Here is a 20,926-nt window from a genome sequence, read left to right as displayed (position 1 = left end):
ATGCCTACTTTCGAGCAAATATTAATCAATTTATATCATAGTATGAAAAAGTATTTAAAGTTTGGAACTCTTTCTTTTATCGTATTAGTTTCTATTTTCTTTTGTAGAAAAGCTGAGCACAACAAACTACAAAATGTTATTTTATTAAATAATGTGGAAGCTTTGGCTGCCGATGAGAGTCCTATGATTAGGTGTATTGGCTTCGGCTCTGTGGATTGTCCTATAAATCATGTAAAAGTAAAGTATGTTTTCGAGCCATTTATCTTGGATTAGTAAGCTTCTGCTACTAATATTGGTGGTTGGAATATTATCCTCGTGTTCACAATCCCCAAAAACTTTTTTGGGGATTAAATATTTAGATTTTCCAGAAGAGAAACATCTGTTGGCACAGGTAATAGAGCTTGATACAGCCTTGTTTCGTTATCCTTTTCGGATACGGATAGAGAGAGATAAAGCCATTGTGATGGATTTACATAGTTCCGATTATTATGGGCACTTATTTCAATACCCAAGTTTCCAGTATCTATCCTCTTTTGGCAGGCGAGGCGATTCTCCAACGGAAATGTTGTCGATGGAAAACTTCCGTTTGTATAATCATGAATTATGGACTTTAGATGCTAACAAAAGCGAATTAACTAGGTTAGATTTTTCTTCATCCGGTGATTCACTGTTTCGTGAGGAAACGGTAACATTGGATGAAGATATACTTCGACCACTTGATTTTGCCATATATAATGATACGACATTTGTCATTCCTGACTATTCAGGTGAGAGCCGTTTTTTGAAGGTTAATTGCAAAGGTAAACTTATAGAGAAGATAGGCGCTATACCTACAGCGAATGAGAAAGCTTTGCAAGAAGCCCGTCCGGCATTAGCACAGGCATGGCGTAGCTTTTTAGATTATAATTCTCGTAATGGCGTTTTAGCTGCTGTCACTCAACTGGGAGAGGTGGTTGAAATCTATAATTTGAAAGACCGTACTCATGTAATTCGTATCGGTGAGCATGACGAACCTGAATTCAAAGTATCTGATGGATATGGTATACCAACAGGCATCATGGGATTCAGTGATGTCCAAGTAACGGATAGTGCCATTTATGCGGTGTTTCATGGAACATCTTTTAAGGAGATAGCAAGGCAAAGCGGAAAACTTCCTGACGGCGGAAAGTACATTTATGTATTTAGTTTGAAAGGAGAACCGATGTGTAAATATGTACTCGACCATTATATATATGGTATTTGGGTAGATGAAGCTACTAAAACGATAATGGCGACAAACGTAAATAGCGATCAGCCAATAGTAAAGTTTAGCTTTGGTAGCGTATGAGATAATTAACTTGATTAAAAGGAGCAGAATGATGCGTTTGTTCATCTTGGCGGATTTGCTTACATATCATCTGCTCCTAAACCTTTAAAAAAGATTCCAATGCAAACATAAGAATAAAAAATTAATGTAGCAAACTATTGCTATTCTGTTGAAATGATAGATACAGAAGAAAAAGAAAGTATTAATTAGAAAAGATTCAAAGATGAAAAAGAAAATAATGGGGCTTATAGCTATTGTTGCTATTGCTACTATTGCAGGATATAATGTATGTGCTTCACAAAACAATATGAAGTTATCGGATTTGACTTTGTCTAACATGGATGCATTGGCATTTCCTGAAATTGGCACAGGTTTTTATCATAGATATACATATCAATGTCCTATTCCTGTAGAGTATAAAACTGCGGTATCATGTACCAGTGGAGGACATGATGAATGTTATCCTAGTGATTGTTAAAATATAAAAATAAGGAATTAACAATTATATAATTGTTAATTCCTTATATAAATAAATGTATTATGAAAACTAATCTGTTAATTATTTGTCTTTTTGTCATAATTTCTTGTAATTCCCATAAAACGGAAGTTCAAACAGGTGTAACAGTATTGAATGTGGAAAATCTACAATTTAAAGATTGGGCTTCAATCATTCAAGTAGATTCTGTTATTCAGTTGGGTATCAATGAAGATTCTTTATTGTCCATAGCACAGAAGTGCGTGTTGGCAAACGACCGTATCATTTTTTGGGATTACAAATTGAAGTCTGTGTATGTATATAATCGACAAGGTGTTTTTTTATTTACTGTAGGAAAGTTAGGAGGTGCTGAGAATGAATGTGTTGAATTGCGTGATGTAACGATTAGTCCAGATCAACAATCAATAGAATTATTGGATGCAACGGGGATTCTTGTATTTAGTATGCAAGACGGGCATTTTATAGAAAAGAAAAATATTGATGGTATAAAGATGCTTGGATGTCATCGCTTTTCGCATACATCGGAGGATAGTTATCTTCTTTTCTCGGATATGGAGGATTATTCCATTTATAAATTCACCAACGGTGAATTAGAGGGTTTGAGAAAGCGGAATGGAATCCAATTGGTTTCAGAACGGTTTTATCATTATGACGGTCATTGCATGGTGTTGCCAGACTACGGTAATTATGTAGTTGATATCTATCGTGACGGGACACTTATGCCAAAATATCATATCGATTTTGGAAATCAAGCATTGCCGGAAGATAAATTACCCCAAACATGGAAGCAGTTTGATAAACTGGAGCATACAGATGACTATTTTAAATCCATTGTGAGTGTCATTGAAGACGATGGATTCTTGTATGTACGTTCTGTTGGCCCTTCGAGGACGTATTATGACATTTATTGGGATAAGAAAACAGGAAAAATATTGTCTGGCCCGGCAGATATGCAACTTGGTATGATGACTTTTGCTTCCTGCGAAGGTTTTCTGTATGGTTTAGTATATCCTGAATATTTGTCTAAGGAGTCGCCGCTGTATCCTTATGTTCAGTCTTATGTGGAAGATGAGGATGCAAATCCTATTATTTTGAAATTTAAGTTTTATGAAAAATAGACTGTTGTTGCTAAGCAGTAGCATTCTGTTGTTATTGTGCTTTTCATGTAAACAATCGGAACAACAAAAAAAGGTTGCTTCTATATTAACAGAATGGGTGGATAGAGTTGTCGTTTTACCAGATACTGTATATATACCTAAAGAAGGAATCGTGAAAAAGGCAGATTATGAATGCTGCGATTATAAAATACTGAATTATGTAGATTCTATAGGTTGCCTTAGTTGTGATTTGAAACTAACGGAATGGAATGCATTATATAAAAGGTTGCAGGACAAAGGAATGTCTGTTATGCCAGTATTTATCTTTGGTTTCTCTAATAATAAGAAATTTAAGAAGGAAATATATTCATTGCTTAGGCATAATGCTATAGCTTTCCCTGTTGTAATGGATTCGTTGAGTCAAATAAACAAATTAAATAATTTCCCAGACGACCGTCGTTTTCAAACATTTTTGTTAGATAAGGAAAATAAAGTTGTTGTCATAGGAAATCCAATTTATAATCCTTATATAGAAGATTTGTATTTTGATATAGCTACCAATAAGACTATTTCTCATAGAAATTGAGGCATTGACTGCGGATGAAGAAGCTACAGGAGGAATGATTTATTGTTGGGGGATTGGCGGTGTGGATTGTCCTTTTGTAGAGCGTAAAGTTTAATATGTAATTGAAGGTTACAACCTTTGAATTTGTCTTGAATTTTGTACGTGAGAATGAATTCTGGTTAAAAAAAGGAGCATGATGATGAGTATTGTTGGTCTTGGTGGATCTACATTTCATCTGCTCCTTTAACCCCTAAAAAGAAAGGAGGTTATTCTGCTACAAACATAAGAATAAAAAATTAATGTAGCAAACTATTGCTATTCTGTTGAAATGATAGATACAGAAGAAAAAGAAAGTATTAATTAGAAAAGATTCAAAGATGAAAAAGAAAATAATGGGGCTTATAGCCGTTGTTGCTATTGTTACTGTTGCGGGATATAATGTATATACTTCACAGAATAATAATGGAAAGTTGTCTGATTTAGCATTATCAAATGTGGAAGCATTGGCTGACCCTAGTGAAGGAGGATTTGATTGTGTAAATGGTTGTGTAGATAATGGTAATGGTTGCTACTGTTATCAGTGGTATCCGTATTTTCAAGAACACTATTGGTGGAATTGAGTTTACGTAAATAAATTCCCCTGCTACAATTGAGTAGCAGGGGTAAATAGTATAATAATCTATTTAGTAAGATGACATTTCCCATTAAGAGAGATGTTCAAATTCAAATATGATGTAGCATTTTTATAAATATTAATCCAAAGGTTATATTATGAGGGAAATTTTATACATTTTGCTTCTAACTGTTTGTTGGAGTTGTGCACAAAATTCAAAGACTGAAGTATATCAAAATAAACGTGCAAATATTTTGGATGTTCAAGATAGAGTGAAAGAAATTGCAATTAATGATGTTTTAATAGGTCCAATAAGCCCATTATGTATAGTCGGTGAGTATTTAATAATAGGTGATGTTAAATCACAAGATAATTTGATTCATATATTTAATAAGAATGATTTTAGCTATTTGACAAGTGTACTGAGTAGAGGTGAAGGTCCTGATGAAATAACTAATATGGGATATATTGGAACAGATGGAATGAGTCACATATTTTGTATATCGGATCATGGTAAACAAAAGATATTTGCTTATGATATAGATTGTATTCTTTCAGATTCATTGTATAAGCCAACCGTAAAAGCGAAAATGGCAGAAAGATCATTTCCTAATAAATATAAATCTATAAATGATTCTTTATATCTTGCTTTAATAATAAAACCAACAGGAAATTCAGGTTATAATGAAAATATAACTAAATGGAATATGAAAACCGGAGAAATGGATAATATGCTTTATGAACATCCTGATATAAAGAAGAAACGTGTTGATTTTGATTTATCAATAAAGGGTGGATGCTATGTAGAATGCTATTTGTATCATGATTTAATGACGATTTGTGATCTCAACGGAAATTTAAGATACAATATATACGGTCCGGAATGGGATAAATCAACAAATAGAGTTAGTTTTTATGGTGGAGTAGCCTATTGTAAAGATAAAATAGTTGCGCTTTATTCAGGTAAGGAGACTTTTTATAATAGTGGCTCTGGTGGAATGAAAGTAGATCGTCCGACTAAATTTTTAGTTTTTGATATGAATGGTAATTACATTCAGACTATAGAAACTAAATGTCAAATATTAAATTTTTGTTATGATGAAAAGAATAACCGAATCATAATGAGTTTAGATGATGATATGCAATTTGCTTATTTGGATTTAAGTGGTCTTATTTAGTAGCGTTTTGATTATTATCTTTAAATCGTAAATAAAATATGAACCTGATTGGTATAAGTTCCTTGGTGAATTTCCTGAAACTTCGGTGTTGTTGAAAAAATAATTTTAATGGTTTCTTTAAGAATATGAAATATATAATTGCCATCTTACTATTATTTTTAGTGTCATGTAAAGATAATAAACGAGAACATGCCCTAAATGTATTGCAAAATTGGAACTCTAAAGAATTAATATTTCCTTCAGAACTTTATTTTACCATTAACGGGAAGGATTCTGTAGACTATTCTGTTTCAAGCCAGAGTCAATATAAAGTTGTAGTTTATGTTGATTCAGTAGGTTGTACGAGTTGTAAATTGCGTTTACCTGCATGGAAAAGCTTTATGTCGCAAGTTGATTCATTGGCTTCTAATTCAGTTCAATTTCTATTCTTCTTTTTTCCTAAAAATAAAACAGAAATATCTAACATCTTAGTAACTGACCGTTTTAAATATCCAGTTTGTATAGATGAACAAGATTCGTTGAATATATTAAATCATATTCCAACTGAAATGATGTTTCAGACATTTTTATTGAATAAAAAAAATAAAGTGGTTGCTATTGGCAATCCCGTTCATAATCCCAAGATAAGAGAGCTTTATCTAGCTATTATTACAGGAAAGAGTCATTCAGCAAAGGTTGATGATAAATTACTTACAACGGCTGTTTTATCTACCTCCCAATTGAATATGGGGATTTTTGATTGGAAGCAAGAGCAACTAGTTGAATTTTCATTTACTAATTCAGGTGATAATCCGTTTGTTGTAGAAGAAATTTATACTTCTTGTGGCTGTACTACAGTGGAATATTCTAAAGAACCTATTCAACCAAGTGGAAATTTGAAAGTGAAGGTGAAATATAAGGCAGAACGACCTGAACATTTCAATAAAACGATTACCGTGTATTGTAATGCAGAAGATTCTCCATTTCATTTGAAAATTAGTGGAACCGCGAAATGAGTAAATAACAAGAAGTTTGATGAAGCATTTGGGTTATCGTTTTGGTGCTACTTGTCTGGCTAGGATGGCAAATGATAGGAGGATAGCATTTCATTCGAAACATTTTGTGAATACTTGTTACCTTACCGAATTGATGATGAACCGTTAGCTTAAAAATTGATATAGATATGATAGATACAAAGAATAAAATGCCACTATTAGGGGGAATATTGATACTTCTTCTATTATCTTGTCGCTCAAGTAACCAGGAGACTATTCGGGTGGAGAATATCATCTGCCAACCTATTATTTGTGAGGATAATTATATAATAGGAAGCCCAAGAGAGATGGCATTATCAGACTCAATTTTAGCGGTTATGGATGCTAAGTCTGATTCCATGTTGCTTTTTTTTGATGTAAAATCCGGAAAATATTTAGGAAAGGCTGCTATGCGTGGGCAAGGTCCATCTGAATTTACTGTACTTTCTTCTTTAGAATCACATAATGAAAGTTCGTTTTCATTTTACGATATAAATAGAAAAAAGTTTTATTATACAAATTCAACAACCGCAGGCACTGTGCGGTTTACTCCTGCTTTTCGCATAGACAGTGGATTGCCACTTGAAGTTCATCCTATGGCTAACGGGAAGTTTATAGCTCCTGGTATTTATGAAAAATACAGGTATTGTGTGTTGGATTCCAATGGACAGGTGCATAGTACGCTTGGGGAATGGCCTTATAGGGATAAGGATGAAAAGACTGTTTCCGGTATTGTTCGTTCGCAGGCTTATATGTTTGGTATAGCGTCCTCTCCTTCAAGAACGAAATTCGTTGCTTATCTTATGTCAGCGGATATGCTGTCTTTCTATCAATTAGAAAACGATTCTCTACATTTGCGAAAGGAAACTATTGTTACTTATCCGGACTATGAGTATAGAAATAATCCGACAGATTATTCGGGTGCCTCGAGAGATTCACCACTCGTTTATTTGTGGGCTACATGCTCGGAAGATTATGTGTACCTATTGTATTCCGGAAAAAAATTCCGTCAGAATGCTTTGGCGTCATTTTCAGGTGATATGATATATGTGTATAATTGGAATGGTGATAAAATTGCGATGATAAAAAGCGATAAGATGTTGAAACAAATATGTGTGGCAAAAGATGGGAAAACAATGTATGCTATTGTCTGTGATTTAGATCCGGTTCTTGTGCATTTTCCATTGCCACAGTGGGAATAGATTCAGTGGAAGTACATACGACTCATGTAAGACAATACAATCTCTAATATTAAAGAATAAGTATAATGAGAAAAATAAGTGTAATAATTTTATTAATCGTTGCTTGCGCTTGTTCTGATAGTCATAAAAAACTATCGGAAGAAATCGAAATAATACCGGTTGATGTACATGAGACTATACGGGATGCTTCGTCTTTCTTGGAGAAAATAGAACTTGTTCCTCTCGAAACGAATGATTCGTCTTTATTTTATAGAACCAACAAGGTTATTTATGTAAAGAAGGAGAACCTTTTATCATGTATCCTTGCTTTGGTATAGTAGATAATGTTTTGCTCTCTATTTGTCAGCCGGATTTTGTTAGTAAAGTTGTAGATCGCAATCTTATGTCATCTGAAGAAATTCATAAAATGGAGGCATTAAAAGAAGATGATAATCCTGTAATATTGAAATACTATTTGAAATAATGACACGTTTAGTTAGTTTGATATTTATTGCTATATTGTTATTGTCTGGTAAAGAGTCAGAACAAGATAGAATAACCAGTTTTGTTAATGAATGGAATGCAGAAGGTTCTCTATTTCATTTGAAAATTAGTGGAAACGCAAAATGAATAGGAATATGATAAAGCACTTACGATATATCCAACTTATAGTTCTGGTGCTACTTGTCTGGCTAGGATGGCAAATGATAGACAGGATAGCATTTAGGGAGGAAACGATAACTCCTCTCGAAGTTGCTTTGCAATCTGCTGACAACAACCGAAAAGAGTTGGAAAAGGTGCTTTGTCATTATCAAAAGAATCCTGCTGATAGTTTGAAATATAAAGCTGCTTGCTTTCTGATAGAAAATATGCCTTTTTATACCTATTCCTATGGAGAACAATTAGAGAATTATAAGTCTTATTATGCTTGGCTAAAAGTACGTAAGGGTAAAACAGCGCAACAAGTTGCCGATTCAGTCAAAAAAGTTTTTGGTCCAATGAAAGAACCTCAGAAAAAACGCGATATCATGGAAATAGATTCTGCTTATCTATGCCATAACATTGATTGGGCATTCAAAGTCTGGCAGGAACAACCTTGGGGAAAGAATATCTCATTTGAAATATTTTGCGAATACTTGTTGCCTTATCGAATCGGTGATGAACCGTTAGCTTATTGGCGTGAGACATATTATAAGAAATACAATTCATTGCTGGATTCATTGCGGATGTCTGACACCTTGGATAAAGAAGATCCATTAGTGGCAGCCAGGTATTTAATGGCGAGATTGCCGGATAAAAAGACATTCTTTACTTCTATAGCTCCCTTTTCTTTCGGACACATAGGACCTGAATTTGTGCAATATCAGTCTGGCAGTTGCAGAGAGTTGACGGATTTCGCAGTCTATTTATTCCGTGCTTTAGGTATTCCTAGCGCGATAGATTACTTGCCTGTACGTGGTGATGGCAATGCCGGTCACTTTTGGGTAATGCTTTGGGATAAAAATGGGGAAGGATATATCTCTGACTTCATGAAGAATTTAATACGTGTTCGCAAATGTTCCCTGTATCAAAAGGAGGGAGCCGCCAAGATATACAGAAATACTTTTAGTGCGAATAGGGACTTACACAAGCAAATGGCACAGTATGGAGAAGAAGTGTATTCATTTTGGCGTATTCCCAAGTTTGAAGATGTTACTTCTGATTATGCGTATTCATACCAAAAAGAACTGGTTATCCCTTTAGAAAAGCAATATAAGGATGAAAGGAGTGGGAGAATTGCTTATTTATGTGCTAGTAATAGGGATCGTTGGATTCCGATTGATTGGACAGTCTATGATGCCAGTCGTCTGGCTTTCCGATATGTTCGTAATGGTTCAGTTATGAGAGTTGCTACTTATGAGGATGGAACACTATGTTTTTTGACTGATCCTTTTTATCTGGATAAAGAAACTAATTTCCCTCACTATTATTCTATTGGGAAAAAGACGCAAGATATGGTTTTGTATGCTAAGTTTAATCTTAAAGAAGAAAATAGTTTTAGAAACAGAATGATAGGGGGGATTTTTACTGGAAGTAATCGTTCTGATTTCTCGGATGAAGATACACTGTTTATTATACAGGGCATACCTAATCGTTTGAATACAACTGTAAAAAGTTGGTCTGATAAAGGGTATCGTTATCTACGATATTTTGGTCCTCCCAAAGGCGCATGTAATGTTGCAGAAGTCGCTTTTTATGAGAAGGATGATACCGTGGCTTTATCAGGGAAAATCATAGGTACTCCCGGATGTTACCAACATGACGGAACGCATGAATATACCAATGTGTTTGACGGGAAAACATGGACTTCTTTTGATTATTCCAAACCCACTGGTGGATGGGCGGGATTGGATTTAGGAAGAGAAGTAAAAGTAGACCGTATAGTCTATACTCCACGCAACAGGGACAATTATGTTCGGCCTGGTGATGTATATGAGCTGTTTTATTGTGACAAAGATTGGAAGTCTGCCGGAAAAATCAAGGCGACTGCCGACTCATTAGTATTTCGGGATATTCCGGAAAATGCATTGTTATTTTTACGGAACCATACTCGTGGAAAGGACGAGAGAATTTTTATTTATGAAAACGGGAGTCAACTATGGAAATAAGAACGTATATCAGGTTTGTCGTGGCATGGAGAATGATTATCATCTTAGGTATCATTTCTTTGGTATATGCTTGCTCTTGTCCGGATGAGAAGATTTCGCATCTGTCTGTTATTGCTCCTTCCAGACATACACTGTTGGCTGTTACCCCTAGTTTAAGTCTCCAATTAACGGGGGATACATTAAATAAAAGTTATCCGCAGTTGAGAACCGGAGAGGCATTTCCGATAACTGGTATTTTACGTGTAGACGGTATACTTTATCGTTTCATGGGAGGTGATTCTTTACGTATATCTCCTTTAGCACCTCTCTCGGAGGATACTGTCGGGTGGACGGGAAAATATTCTTTCTTGTTTCCGGGAAAAGGATGGGAGCAGAGGAGGTATGACGATTCTTGGTGGAGTGAAGGGAAAGGAGCGTTTGGTCCGGTAAAAGGGTATTATCCGGCGCATACCTTGTGGGGAGCGGAAAATATTTATGTCCGCAGGCATGTCAAGGTGGATAATAAAGACGCTTTGAGGAATCATAAAATTTATGTCCGTTATGTATGCGATGATTGGCTAAAGCTTTTTTGTAATGGAAAATATTTGTTAGAGAGTAGATATACATATAAAACGAAATGCCAGCGTTTGACTGATGAAGCGATTAGTCAAATTATTGATGGAGATAATAATATCTTGGCTGCATATTGTCGGAATACGGGAGGTCCTGCTTTGTTGGATTTCGGCTTATATATAGAAAATAAAACGTATGCTGAAGCGAAACCTGCAACTCTGAAAAAGATGGATGTGCAAGCTACGCAGACTCAATTTATTTTCCAATGTGGAGAGGTGGATCTTCAGGTTGACTTTGTCTCACCTTCCTTGTCGGAAAAGTGGGATCTGACAGGCTGGCCTGTCGGTTTTCTTACCTATCAGGTTCGTACGGAAAGCGGAAAGGAACATGCGGTGGAGGTTTTGTTCGACGTGGATATGGAATGGATGTTTGGCAAGAGGAAAATTGATAGTTGGGTCGATAAGGATTGGCGTTTTGTGAAGTCCGACAGCTTGTATTTGGCTATGGCAGCGGATGAAACAACCTTTTCATGTATGGATGGTCATGCCATCTTGTCTCAAAAGCTGTACGTGGGAAATGAAAGGGATAAGGATAGTAGTGGGGTATTACTTGTCGGATATGAAGAAGGACAGGTGCTACAATATGATGGCGAGGCTCTGTCTCCTCTTTGGAATAGTGATGGGACAAGGGAGGTAAAAGAATTAATGAAATCCGTAGGAAATAGATATAAGGAACTTAAGGCGGAATGTGATATTTTGGATAACCGATGGAATACCAAAGCGTTTCAGGCGGGGGATAAGACATTGGCGGAACAAATGCTTCCTGCTTATCGTAATTTTATATCTTCTCACAGATTTATATCATCTTCGGATAATAAGCTTTTTTGTTTGGGCGATACATTGGGTAATGTCAGAGAAGCTTATAAGAGTTTTCCGGCATTGTTATTCTTTCATCGTACCGACTGGATGAGAGGTTTGTTGGATCCCATATTCGAGTACTGTGAAGATATTCATTGGAGCAAGAAATACCCGCCGTATGATATCGGCTTGTATCCTGTTGCCAGTAAACAGGTGAGATTAGAAAACTGTGCCGTAGAAGCGGCTGCCAATATGCTGATGATGACAACTGCTATTGTAGAAGCGGAACAGGACTTTGATTATGCTGGTATGCATTGGGAGCAATTGGAGGTGTGGGCGGATTATCTGCAACAGAAGATGAAGAAAGAGACATATCCTATCATCGGGTTGTTGGATGAAAATGACGAACGTGTGAAATGTGTGTTGGGGTTGGCAGCTTATTATAAATTGATTCAATTAAAGGGAAACTTATGAGCATGATAAAGAGAATTCAGGCGATATTGGAGAATCTGGCTTTCTTCATATTCTGTATGGTGGTTATTCTGTTCTTGATGCAACTGTTCTGCTTTACTTCATTCAGGATACCTTCGGACTCTATGGAACCGGCATTGAAGGATGGCGACCGGATATTAGTTAATAAGATGATAAAAGGGGCTCGCCTGTTCGATGTGTTTGCAGCCTTGGATAATGAGGATGTCACTATCCACCGGATGCCCGGATGGGGGAGTTTCCAGAGAAATGATATACTGGTTTTTAATTTCCCTTATCAAATGAATCGTTGGGACAGTGTCCGGATGGATGTAATGCAATATTACGTAAAGCGTTGTATTGCTTTGCCGGGGGATACATTGGAGATTCGTGGGGGATTTTATAAAGTACGTGGTTGTGACGAACAGTTGGGAAACTACGATGCCCAGCAATATCTGGCGAATCTGAAGCATCCGGAACAGCATGGCATTGTGGTAGGTACATTTCCTTATGACAAACAACTGGGCTGGACGATCCGCGAGTTCGGACCTTTGCCGATTCCCAAGAAAGGTCAGATAGTAATGATGAACCGTACGAACTGCCTTTTGTACAGGCAATTGATAGGGTGGGAACAGAAGAAGAGGCTACGTATAAAAGACGGACAAATAGTATTGGGAGACAGTGTGATTACCCAATATCGCTTTAAAAAGAACTATTATTTTGTTTCCGGTGATCATATGGCAAATTCGCAGGACTCAAGGTACTGGGGGATGTTGCCTGAAGAATACATTGTAGGTAAGGCTACCCGTATTTGGTATTCGGAAGATAAATTTACGGAGAAACCCCGTTGGGACAGAATTATGCAGAAAATCAAATAAGGAACGAAAATAAAGTTGGAATTGATGCGGATGACACAGAAGAATATGGCGGATGTGATAACTCTTACAGGAGTTGCGGCAATCTTGAGCGTAGTAGTTTTTGCTACTTCGAATGATATTCCTGTCGGTGAAATGGCATATCAAAAACTATGGTTGGGACGCATGCTTTTTGTTTTCGTCGTTTGCTGTCTATTATCCTTCTGTCTGAATAGAAAAAAACATTTGTCTTTTCCAACCATCGTGACATGGGTATTGATTGTCTTGGGTGGAATGGAAGCTGTCTGGGGATTGAGGCAGATATACGGCCTGGCTGTTTCCAATCACTCTTTATATGCACTTACAGGCTCTTTCTATAATCCGGGACCTTATTCGGGATATTTGGCGATGATATTTCCGCTTTGCCTGTATGAATGGCTAAGCTTGAAAGAAAAAACAGGACGTACATGGGCGGAACAGGGAAAGTATTACATCGCATTAGGAGTTATGCTGTTGATTCTTTGTGTACTGCCTGCCGGAATGAGCCGTTCGGCATGGATTGCTGCCGCAATATCGGGTACATGGGTATATGGAATGCGCGTTTCATGGGGAAGTAGATTAAAGGAGTTTGGACGAAAATATAAGAAAAGACTAGTACTGGCTTGCATTGCAGGCAGCGTTATGATCATAGTGGCAGGTTATGCTCTTTTTCAGTTAAAAGCTACTTCTGCCAACGGACGCTTGTTCATGTGGAAAATAAGTAGTATGGCAATTGCCGAAAGTCCGGTTATAGGACATGGCACAGGGAACTTTGTTTCAGCTTATGGCAGAGCGCAAGAAAACTATTTTGCAAATGGGGAATTTTCGGAGACAGAAGAGTTGGTGGCAGGTAGTCCGGAGTATGCATTTAATGAATATCTGCAAGTGGCGATGGAATATGGGATTCCTTTCTTATTGGTTGTCTCGTTGGTAATTGCATTTTGTCTTTGGAAGGGGAGTAGCGAAGGGAGAATAGGTATTTGTGGAGGAGTAATTTCATTTTTGGTATTTTCCTTTTCTTCTTATCCGATGCAGATTCCCGGATTTGCAGTGACATTTTATTTGCTGTTGGCGGCTTGTGCTATCGGGCGCTCTAAAGTAATATTATTCCTTTTTATTTCGATGATGGCTCTATTGGGAACGTATTATTGGAGAAACAATCAATATGCTGCATGTAAGGATTGGTATCGTAGTAAGATGCTCTATAATATAGGAGCTTATCAGTCTGCTAAAGAAGACTACGGAAAGTTATACCCGGAATTAGCGAATCGTGGGGCATTTCTTTTTGAATACGGATATTCTCTTCATAAATTGAAAGAATATGATAACTCGACAAGGATATTGGAGGAAGCAATGGCGCATAGCAATGATCCTATGATTCTGAATATCATCGGCAAGAATTATCAAGCGTTAGGAGATTATGAGAAAGCGGAAGAATACCTGATTCGCTCTACACATCGGCTTCCGGGGCGGATTTATCCGTATTATCTGTTGGTGAAACTTTATGCGGAGCCCCAATATCGGCAACCTGAAAAATTAAAATATGCTGCTGAAATAGTGTTGACGAAAGAACCAAAAGTGCAATCGACAGCTATTCGTGAAATGAGAGAAGATGTAAAGAAAATAATAGTCGACTATAATATGAAGGTAAATTGAGTATAAATAAAAATGAGGTGTAAATGTTGAAATAAAAGAAAAAATGAAGTGAAAAAGTATGGTTTACTGCTGAAATGATAAATGCAGCACTATTTTGAAGTTTAATTAAAAAATGAGTCATGAAAAAAAGATTATTTGTAATAATACCATTTATAGCATGCGCTATGGTATGTGGGCATAATATTTATTCTACCCAAAAGACTGATTTCTTTTCAAAGTTGGTTATTTCAAAGTTGGAAGCTTTAGCAACTCCTGAAACCGATTGTCGAAATATGCCGGGTAGTAATACTGGAAAATGCAAGTTGAAAGTAGACGGAAGTGGAGCTTCCTGTGTGACTTCTTCTTGGTATGAAACCAATGATTGTTATAAGTAAATTGTAATTTATCAGGTACTGGTTGAAGTCTGAAAAATGATTTAGCCAGTACTTTTAATCCTTTTAAATATGTGGAGATTTATATTGATTATCTTATTTTTGACAACGGTTCTGGTTGGATGTCAGAAAAAGGTTGTAACAAACAGCAAGATAGGGCATTTTGAAGATAAATGTAATTTGGAATACGTTGGAAAGAAAGAGCTTGCATTGGACGAACGAACATCTGTAATGGTGGAATATTTACAATATATAAATGATAGTGTTAATAATATTATTTCGTTTATCAATTATCCAACAAATATGATATACATGTATGATTATAGCAATGGATTATTAGTTGATACTATCCGATATGATAAAGAAGGTAACAATGGTGTTGGTGAGGTACAAGGGTATTATTTTCTTAACAGTGATTCAATTTTTGTTTATCAGTATGGGAGTTCTGTTATACATTTAACAAATTGTAAAGGTGAGATTCTGTGGACTAAAGCATTGTTTGAAAATTTTAAAAGAAAAGAGAAAATGATGTATCCGGACCCTTATCTGATGACTAATAATCCTATGAAGTATGTAGATGGAAATTTGATTCTGAATGGGTTTATATCAGGAGAAACAAGTTATGAGACTAAAGAGAATCGTCCGGTTACTATGTTATATAATATAGATGAGTCGAGTCTGGAGTTCTTAAATCATTATCCGATACAGTATGTTGAATACAACTGGGGAGGTGGATTAACGCATAGATTGCCATACACTGGTTTGGATAATAAGGGAAATCTTCTTATTAGCTTTCCGGCTGACCATAATTTGTGGCGTTGCAATTTGATAAGTAATCGGACGGATTCATTGTATGCTGGTAGTGAGATGATTGAATATATAAAACCGTATGCAACATCAAAAGAAGAAGTTTCTATTATGGACGAATATCGTGTTTTTGAGTGGTATATGAATACTCCTTCTTATGAAGGTGTATTTTATGATAAGTATAGAGAATTATATTATAGGATAGCCAGACTTCCGGACACTAATTATAAAATTGGGAATAGAGGAAATAATAAGCCAATTATTATTATTGTGTTAGATAGTCAATTGCATTATTTGGGTGAAGAAATTCTTCCTCCAGCAAAAGAAGGTAATTACCGTATAAATAACTGTTTTGTTTCAAAGGATGGGCTTAATATACAGGTTTTGACTGATGATGAAGATAAATTAATATTTGAGCAATATAAGGTGGTTATAAATGAAAATTAAGATATTATTATATTTGGCTATTGTAAGTTTATTAGTGTGTAGTTGTTGTATTAACGATTATTCTGATAAAATAAGCAATGCGTTGACCAATCAACTAGGGAAAGAAATGAAAGAATATGACTATATTTTTCTTATACCGAATAGTGGTTGTACAGGTTGCATTTCAGAGGCGGAATATTTTTTTAAGTCTCATGTGGATGATATGAAAATTAAATTCGTTTTCACAAGAATATATTCGCGTAAAGAGTTGGCAATCCGGCTTGGTAAGAGTAACCTGCAAAAGAAAAATGTGTGTTTGGATTATGAAAATCTGTATTTCTTTCCAGAGTGTAAAGAATCCATGTATCCTGTGGTTGCAAAAGTAAAGAATGGAGTTATAGATAAATTAGAGAATATGGATATTCTTTTGAGTACCTATAAATAGGAAATATAATGAAAAAATGTAATCGTATGTGGTTGATGCTATGTTTGGCATTCGTGTTGACACCTTCTTGCTCTGACAAGAAAAATAGTGCTGATGAACAGGAGAAAGGTGTCTCCACCGTTCTTCCTGACGTAAAGAATGAAGTTACCACCCAGATTCTGAAGAAGCGTACTTTTGCCCATGAACTGGTCAGCAACGGCAAGGTGAACGCCCGCAGCAAAGCCGACCTACGCTTTGAAACGGGTGAAGTCATTGCCCGTATTTATGTGAAGAACGGCGACCGTGTACATAAAGGACAAAAGCTGGCTGAACTGGACAAATTCCGTCTGGAGCAGAAACTGTCCCAGGCGGAAGACGCTCTGTTGAAAGCTGAGCTGGAATTGAAAGATGTGCTTATCGGGCAGGGATATACGCCGGATGATTTCAGTAAGGTTCCTGTGGAGACAATGAAACTTGCGAAAGTGAAGAGCGGTTATGAGCAGTCGAAATCCCAGTACGAACTGGCAAAAAGGGAGACGGAACACGCGACGCTTACCGCGCCTTTTGACGGGGTGGTGGCTAATCTTTTCTCGAAGCCATATAACCCGGCCAATACCTCGGAAGTATTCTGTACTATTCTTGATACCAAAGGGATGGAAGCAGAATTTACCGTATTGGAGAATGAACTTGCCTTTATTAAAAAAGGTGATAAGGTGACGGTTATTCCTTATGCGGGGGGAAGCTCGTTTGAGGGCAGCGTATCCGAAGTCAATCCGTTGGTGGATACCAATGGAATGGTGAAGGTGAAGGCTGACGTGAACGGTGAAGGCAAGCTGTTCAGCGGTATGAATGTGCGGGTCAGTGTCAGGCGAAACCTGGGTGAACAGCTGGTGATTCCCAAGACGGCTGTGGTATTGCGTTCCGGCAAGCAAGTGGTGTTTACATTGAAAGAAGGCAGGGCCATGTGGAACTATGTGCATACGGGACTGGAGAACGCAACGGAATATGTTGTTTCCGACAAATCCCGAAAGGGTGTCGAAGACGGTTTATTGGAAGGAGACACGGTTATTGTGACCGGAAACCTGAACCTGGCGCATGAAGCGGAAGTAAATGTAAGATAATAAAAAAGTCACGGATTACACGATTGTAGAATTGTGATAACATAAAGTAACAGCGTAATCCGTGTAATCCGTGACTAAAACTAAAGTAAGCATGATAAAATTTTTACTCCGGCGTCCTATCGCCGTGCTGATGGCTTTCACCGCCTGTTTTATAATCGGTCTGGTGACTTATTCCACACTGCCGGTATCGCTGCTTCCGGATATCGCCATTCCGGAGATTACCGTACAGGTTTCCGCCGCCAATACCTCCGCCCGCGAACTGGAAAACACGATTGTGAAACCTCTGCGCAGCCAACTGATTCAGGTTTCCACCTTGAAGGACATCCATAGCGAATCGAGGGACGGGGCAGGCATCATCCGCCTGTCTTTCGAGTTCGGCACTAATACGGACCTTGCCTTTATCGAGGTCAACGAGAAGATAGACGCCGCGATGAACTATCTCCCCAAGGAAACGGAACGTCCGAAAGTCATCAAGGCGAGCGCGACGGACATCCCCGTGTTCTACCTGAACCTGACCTTGAAGAATGACAGCGCTTATAGTACTACCACGGGACAGCAGTCCTTTCTTGACCTGTGTGAATTTGCCGAATCGGTTATCAAGCGCCGGATAGAGCAGCTTGAAGAGGTGGCCATGGTGGACGTGACCGGACTGGTGGAACGCCAGGTGCAGATTGTGCCCGATGAGGACAGGCTTGCCATGATGGGACTTGCCATCGGGGATATCGAGTCCGCCCTGTCGTCCAACAATGTAGAACCGGGCAGCATGACGGTACGTGACGGGTACTACGAATATAATATCAGATTCTCGACATTGCTGCGTACGGCGGAAGATGTGGAGAATATCTACCTGCGCAAGGACGACCGCATTGTGCGGTTGAAGGATTTCTGCAAGGTCAATATCGTGCCCGTGAAGGAAAAGGGCGTTTCCTTATCGAATGGAAAGCGTGCGGTGACACTGGCCGTCATCAAGCAGGCGGACGAGAATATGGACAAGATGAAGAACTCGCTGGTAGGGACGATGGAGTATTTCCGGCGGGTCTATCCGGACATTGATTTCAGTATCAGCCGCAACCAGACGGAACTGCTGGACTTCACGATTTCCAATCTTCAGCAGAACCTTTCTTTAGGATTCCTCTTTATCTGCCTGGTAGCGGTCCTGTTCCTGGGTGACGTGAAATCCCCGTTGGTCATCGGGCTCAGCATGGTGGTTTCCATCGTCATCAGTTTCGTGTTCTTCTACCTTTGCCATATGTCACTGAATATCATCTCCCTTGCCGGATTGATTCTTGCCTTGGGAATGATGATTGACAGCTCGATTATCGTGACCGAGAATATCTCGCAATACCGCGAACGGGGATATTCCCTGCGCCGTGCCTGTATCACAGGGACCAGCGAGGTGGTGACGCCCATGCTGAGCTCCTCGCTGACCACCATCGCCGTATTCGCCCCCCTGATTTTTATGAGCGGCATTGCCGGAGCCATCTTCTACGACCAGGCTTTCTCCGTCACGGTAGGGCTGCTGGTGTCTTATTTTACCGGTATCATGCTGCTTCCCGTCCTTTACCTGCTGGTCTACCGTGCAGGTATCCGTACCCGGAAACGGAAGTGGCTCTCCTTTACATTCAATAACCCGGTAAAAGACCATACACTGGACCGTTTCTATGACACCGGAGTGGACCGGGTGTTCCGTCATAAAACGTTCAGCGTATTGTTTTGCGCCGTTTCCATTCCGCTCTGCGTATTCTTCTTTTTCTTTATAGACAAGGAGCGGATGCCCGGTATCGAAGAAAACGAGCTGGTTGTCCGCATAGAATGGAATGAGAATATCCACGTGGATGAAAACAGGAAGCGTGTGGACGCGCTTTTTAAGGAACTGGACGGCCGTTTTCTGGAACAGACGGCTTCTGTCGGCAGGCAGGATTTTATCCTGAACCGGGAGAGGGAGCTTTCCTCTTCCGAAGCGGAACTTTATTTCCGTACGGAAACTTCCGGCGAGATTGCCCCATTGGAACAGGAGATATACCGGAGATTGAAGGAACGTTATCCGCTTTCTGTCATTTCTTTCTCTCCACCGGAGACGGTATTCGAGAAGCTCTTCGTGACGGGTGAGCCGGATATCACAGCCGAGTTTTATGCCCGTAACAGGGCACAGGCTCCTGTTGCGGAAACGATTCGCAACCTGGAGCATGAGCTGGCAGAAGAAACCGGAACCAATCCTACGGGCATCGCTTTTGAGAACCAGTTGGACCTGAGCGTCAGCAAGGAAAGACTGCTGCTTTACCGTGTCTCCTATAACGAACTTTACCGTGTCCTGAAAACGGCTTTCCGTGAAAACAGCGTGACCATGCTGCATTCCTACCAGCAGTATCTTCCGATTACTATTGCGGGGAGTGAAAAGACCGTGAACAGGGTCTTGCAGGAGACATTGGTGCAGACACAGCCGGATAGCCGGGGCAATATAGAATATATCCCGCTCCGGGAACTGGTGAAGGTGTCTCCCGCCGAAGACCTGAAAAGCATCACCGCCGGACGTAACGGGGAATTTGTGCCCTTCGATTTTTACGGAGTGCGCGATGCGGAGAAGCTGATAAAAGACGTGAAGCGGGTAGCCGGACACACCGGGGAGTGGGACACCGGCTTTTCGGGCAGCTTCTTCTCGAACCGGGAAATGCTGGACGAACTGGTAGTGATCCTCCTTGTTTCCCTGTTGCTGATGTATTTCATCCTTGCTGCACAGTTCGAGAGCTTTCTGCAACCCCTGCTTGTCCTGGCGGAAATCCCGATAGACGTTGCATTCGCGCTTCTGCTGCTTTGGGTTTGCGGGCATACGCTGAACCTGATGTCGGCCATCGGGCTAATCGTCACCTGCGGTATCGTCATCAATGACTCCATCCTGAAGCTGGACGCCATCAACGAACTGCGCAAGTCGGGCGTCCCTTTGCTGGAAGCCATCCATGAAGCCGGACGCAGGCGCCTGCGTCCCATTATCATGACCTCGCTGACTACGGTTTCCGCCATGGTCCCGCTCCTGTTCTCTTCGGATATGGGTTCGGAACTGCAAAAGCCGTTGTCCGTTGCCATGATAGGGACGATGGCCGTGGGCACTGCTGTCAGTCTGTTCATCATCCCGTTGCTTTACTGGTTCATTTACCGCCGTAAGGCGGCGCCTCCGGCCTGACACTCCGGTCCGTATAGCCTGGCACAACAGTTTCCATAGTCTGGCACTATCGTATTCATTACCTGGCACAACCATG

The 20,926-nt window shown here is 39.2% G+C and carries 18 protein-coding genes and 1 pseudogene; all 19 read left to right on the top strand.

All coding sequences use genetic code 11. The annotated features are described in order from the left end of the window. Window positions 1-42: 42 nt before the first annotated feature. The 19 genes and pseudogenes from A4V03_RS10695 to A4V03_RS10605 all read left to right on the top strand — a co-directional run bounded on the left by A4V03_RS10695 (window position 43) and on the right by A4V03_RS10605 (window position 20,850). On the top strand, window positions 43-273 hold the full coding sequence (locus A4V03_RS10695; RefSeq protein ID WP_065540378.1) for an NVEALA domain-containing protein: 231 nt from the start codon (window positions 43-45) through the stop codon (window positions 271-273). Further along, on the top strand, window positions 245-1,327 hold the full coding sequence (locus A4V03_RS10690) for a BF3164 family lipoprotein (RefSeq protein WP_084081139.1): 1,083 nt from the start codon (window positions 245-247) through the stop codon (window positions 1,325-1,327). Before A4V03_RS10695 ends, A4V03_RS10690 begins: the two co-directional genes overlap by 29 nt. 202 nt (window positions 1,328-1,529) lie before the next feature. After that, on the top strand, window positions 1,530-1,784 hold the full coding sequence (locus tag A4V03_RS10685) for an NVEALA domain-containing protein (RefSeq protein WP_065538880.1): 255 nt from the start codon (window positions 1,530-1,532) through the stop codon (window positions 1,782-1,784). Between the two features lie 62 nt (window positions 1,785-1,846). Next, a complete protein-coding gene (locus A4V03_RS10680) occupies window positions 1,847-2,920 on the top strand; it encodes a 6-bladed beta-propeller (protein WP_065538879.1) in 1,074 nt (357 codons plus the stop codon). Then, window positions 2,910-3,485 carry a redoxin domain-containing protein gene (locus A4V03_RS10675; RefSeq protein ID WP_065538878.1) on the top strand — a complete coding sequence of 192 codons (576 nt, stop codon included), beginning with the start codon at window positions 2,910-2,912 and terminating at the stop codon, window positions 3,483-3,485. Before A4V03_RS10680 ends, A4V03_RS10675 begins: the two co-directional genes overlap by 11 nt. A gap of 356 nt (window positions 3,486-3,841) precedes the next feature. Further along, window positions 3,842-4,084 (top strand): NVEALA domain-containing protein, encoded by a 243-nt coding sequence (locus A4V03_RS10670; RefSeq protein ID WP_065538877.1) that lies wholly within the window; start codon window positions 3,842-3,844, stop codon window positions 4,082-4,084. Between the two features lie 151 nt (window positions 4,085-4,235). After that, complete coding sequence (locus A4V03_RS10665; protein ID WP_065538730.1) at window positions 4,236-5,255, top strand: 6-bladed beta-propeller; 1,020 nt, start codon at window positions 4,236-4,238, stop codon at window positions 5,253-5,255. A gap of 125 nt (window positions 5,256-5,380) precedes the next feature. Further along, entirely contained in the window at window positions 5,381-6,250 is an 870-nt protein-coding gene (locus A4V03_RS10660; RefSeq protein WP_065538729.1) for a DUF1573 domain-containing protein, read from the top strand. Window positions 6,251-6,417: 167 nt separating this feature from the next. Continuing rightward, the gene (locus A4V03_RS10655) at window positions 6,418-7,470 is read left to right on the top strand and encodes a BF3164 family lipoprotein (RefSeq protein ID WP_071807662.1); all 1,053 of its coding nucleotides are present in this window, start codon (window positions 6,418-6,420) and stop codon (window positions 7,468-7,470) included. 268 nt (window positions 7,471-7,738) lie between these two features. After that, window positions 7,739-7,933: pseudogene (locus A4V03_RS21325) on the top strand (6-bladed beta-propeller); the annotation flags it as partial. Between the two features lie 154 nt (window positions 7,934-8,087). Continuing rightward, window positions 8,088-10,097, top strand: a complete 2,010-nt coding sequence (locus A4V03_RS10645; protein WP_065540363.1) for a transglutaminase domain-containing protein — start codon at window positions 8,088-8,090, stop codon at window positions 10,095-10,097. Beyond that, window positions 10,088-11,980, top strand: a complete 1,893-nt coding sequence (locus A4V03_RS10640) for a glutaminase domain-containing protein (RefSeq protein WP_065538727.1) — start codon at window positions 10,088-10,090, stop codon at window positions 11,978-11,980. The genes A4V03_RS10645 and A4V03_RS10640 overlap by 10 nt, the downstream gene beginning before the upstream one ends. After that, entirely contained in the window at window positions 11,977-12,852 is an 876-nt protein-coding gene (gene lepB / locus A4V03_RS10635; protein WP_065538726.1) for a signal peptidase I, read from the top strand. Before A4V03_RS10640 ends, lepB begins: the two co-directional genes overlap by 4 nt. 24 nt (window positions 12,853-12,876) lie before the next feature. Then, window positions 12,877-14,523 (top strand): O-antigen ligase family protein, encoded by a 1,647-nt coding sequence (locus A4V03_RS10630; RefSeq protein ID WP_065540377.1) that lies wholly within the window; start codon window positions 12,877-12,879, stop codon window positions 14,521-14,523. 119 nt (window positions 14,524-14,642) lie between these two features. Then, entirely contained in the window at window positions 14,643-14,897 is a 255-nt protein-coding gene (locus A4V03_RS10625; protein WP_141243590.1) for a hypothetical protein, read from the top strand. A gap of 69 nt (window positions 14,898-14,966) precedes the next feature. Beyond that, the gene (locus tag A4V03_RS10620; protein ID WP_065538875.1) at window positions 14,967-16,148 is read left to right on the top strand and encodes a DUF4221 family protein; all 1,182 of its coding nucleotides are present in this window, start codon (window positions 14,967-14,969) and stop codon (window positions 16,146-16,148) included. After that, on the top strand, window positions 16,138-16,572 hold the full coding sequence (locus tag A4V03_RS10615) for a hypothetical protein (RefSeq protein ID WP_065538874.1): 435 nt from the start codon (window positions 16,138-16,140) through the stop codon (window positions 16,570-16,572). The genes A4V03_RS10620 and A4V03_RS10615 overlap by 11 nt, the downstream gene beginning before the upstream one ends. 8 nt (window positions 16,573-16,580) lie before the next feature. Further along, window positions 16,581-17,672, top strand: coding sequence for an efflux RND transporter periplasmic adaptor subunit (locus A4V03_RS10610; protein ID WP_089280793.1), 1,092 nt, complete (start codon window positions 16,581-16,583; stop codon window positions 17,670-17,672). Window positions 17,673-17,763: 91 nt separating this feature from the next. Then, entirely contained in the window at window positions 17,764-20,850 is a 3,087-nt protein-coding gene (locus A4V03_RS10605; protein ID WP_065538721.1) for an efflux RND transporter permease subunit, read from the top strand. Window positions 20,851-20,926: the final 76 nt, after the last annotated feature.

Origin of the sequence: Bacteroides caecimuris, assembly GCF_001688725.2 — a bacterium.
GTDB classification, from domain to species: domain Bacteria; phylum Bacteroidota; class Bacteroidia; order Bacteroidales; family Bacteroidaceae; genus Bacteroides; species Bacteroides caecimuris.
This window is presented reverse-complemented; position numbering and strand designations above follow the sequence as displayed.

What these genes read in the sequence shown, in the direction of transcription:
- A4V03_RS10695 (WP_065540378.1), top strand. Translation starts at nt 43, where the DNA reads ATGAAAAAGTATTTAAAGTTTGGAACTCTTTCTTTTATCGTATTAGTT.
- A4V03_RS10690 (WP_084081139.1), top strand. Translation starts at nt 245, where the DNA reads ATGTTTTCGAGCCATTTATCTTGGATTAGTAAGCTTCTGCTACTAATA.
- A4V03_RS10685 (WP_065538880.1), top strand. Translation starts at nt 1,530, where the DNA reads ATGAAAAAGAAAATAATGGGGCTTATAGCTATTGTTGCTATTGCTACT.
- A4V03_RS10680 (WP_065538879.1), top strand. Translation starts at nt 1,847, where the DNA reads ATGAAAACTAATCTGTTAATTATTTGTCTTTTTGTCATAATTTCTTGT.
- A4V03_RS10675 (WP_065538878.1), top strand. Translation starts at nt 2,910, where the DNA reads ATGAAAAATAGACTGTTGTTGCTAAGCAGTAGCATTCTGTTGTTATTG.
- A4V03_RS10670 (WP_065538877.1), top strand. Translation starts at nt 3,842, where the DNA reads ATGAAAAAGAAAATAATGGGGCTTATAGCCGTTGTTGCTATTGTTACT.
- A4V03_RS10665 (WP_065538730.1), top strand. Translation starts at nt 4,236, where the DNA reads ATGAGGGAAATTTTATACATTTTGCTTCTAACTGTTTGTTGGAGTTGT.
- A4V03_RS10660 (WP_065538729.1), top strand. Translation starts at nt 5,381, where the DNA reads ATGAAATATATAATTGCCATCTTACTATTATTTTTAGTGTCATGTAAA.
- A4V03_RS10655 (WP_071807662.1), top strand. Translation starts at nt 6,418, where the DNA reads ATGATAGATACAAAGAATAAAATGCCACTATTAGGGGGAATATTGATA.
- A4V03_RS10645 (WP_065540363.1), top strand. Translation starts at nt 8,088, where the DNA reads ATGATAAAGCACTTACGATATATCCAACTTATAGTTCTGGTGCTACTT.
- A4V03_RS10640 (WP_065538727.1), top strand. Translation starts at nt 10,088, where the DNA reads ATGGAAATAAGAACGTATATCAGGTTTGTCGTGGCATGGAGAATGATT.
- lepB (WP_065538726.1), top strand. Translation starts at nt 11,977, where the DNA reads ATGAGCATGATAAAGAGAATTCAGGCGATATTGGAGAATCTGGCTTTC.
- A4V03_RS10630 (WP_065540377.1), top strand. Translation starts at nt 12,877, where the DNA reads ATGCGGATGACACAGAAGAATATGGCGGATGTGATAACTCTTACAGGA.
- A4V03_RS10625 (WP_141243590.1), top strand. Translation starts at nt 14,643, where the DNA reads ATGAAAAAAAGATTATTTGTAATAATACCATTTATAGCATGCGCTATG.
- A4V03_RS10620 (WP_065538875.1), top strand. Translation starts at nt 14,967, where the DNA reads ATGTGGAGATTTATATTGATTATCTTATTTTTGACAACGGTTCTGGTT.
- A4V03_RS10615 (WP_065538874.1), top strand. Translation starts at nt 16,138, where the DNA reads ATGAAAATTAAGATATTATTATATTTGGCTATTGTAAGTTTATTAGTG.
- A4V03_RS10610 (WP_089280793.1), top strand. Translation starts at nt 16,581, where the DNA reads ATGAAAAAATGTAATCGTATGTGGTTGATGCTATGTTTGGCATTCGTG.
- A4V03_RS10605 (WP_065538721.1), top strand. Translation starts at nt 17,764, where the DNA reads ATGATAAAATTTTTACTCCGGCGTCCTATCGCCGTGCTGATGGCTTTC.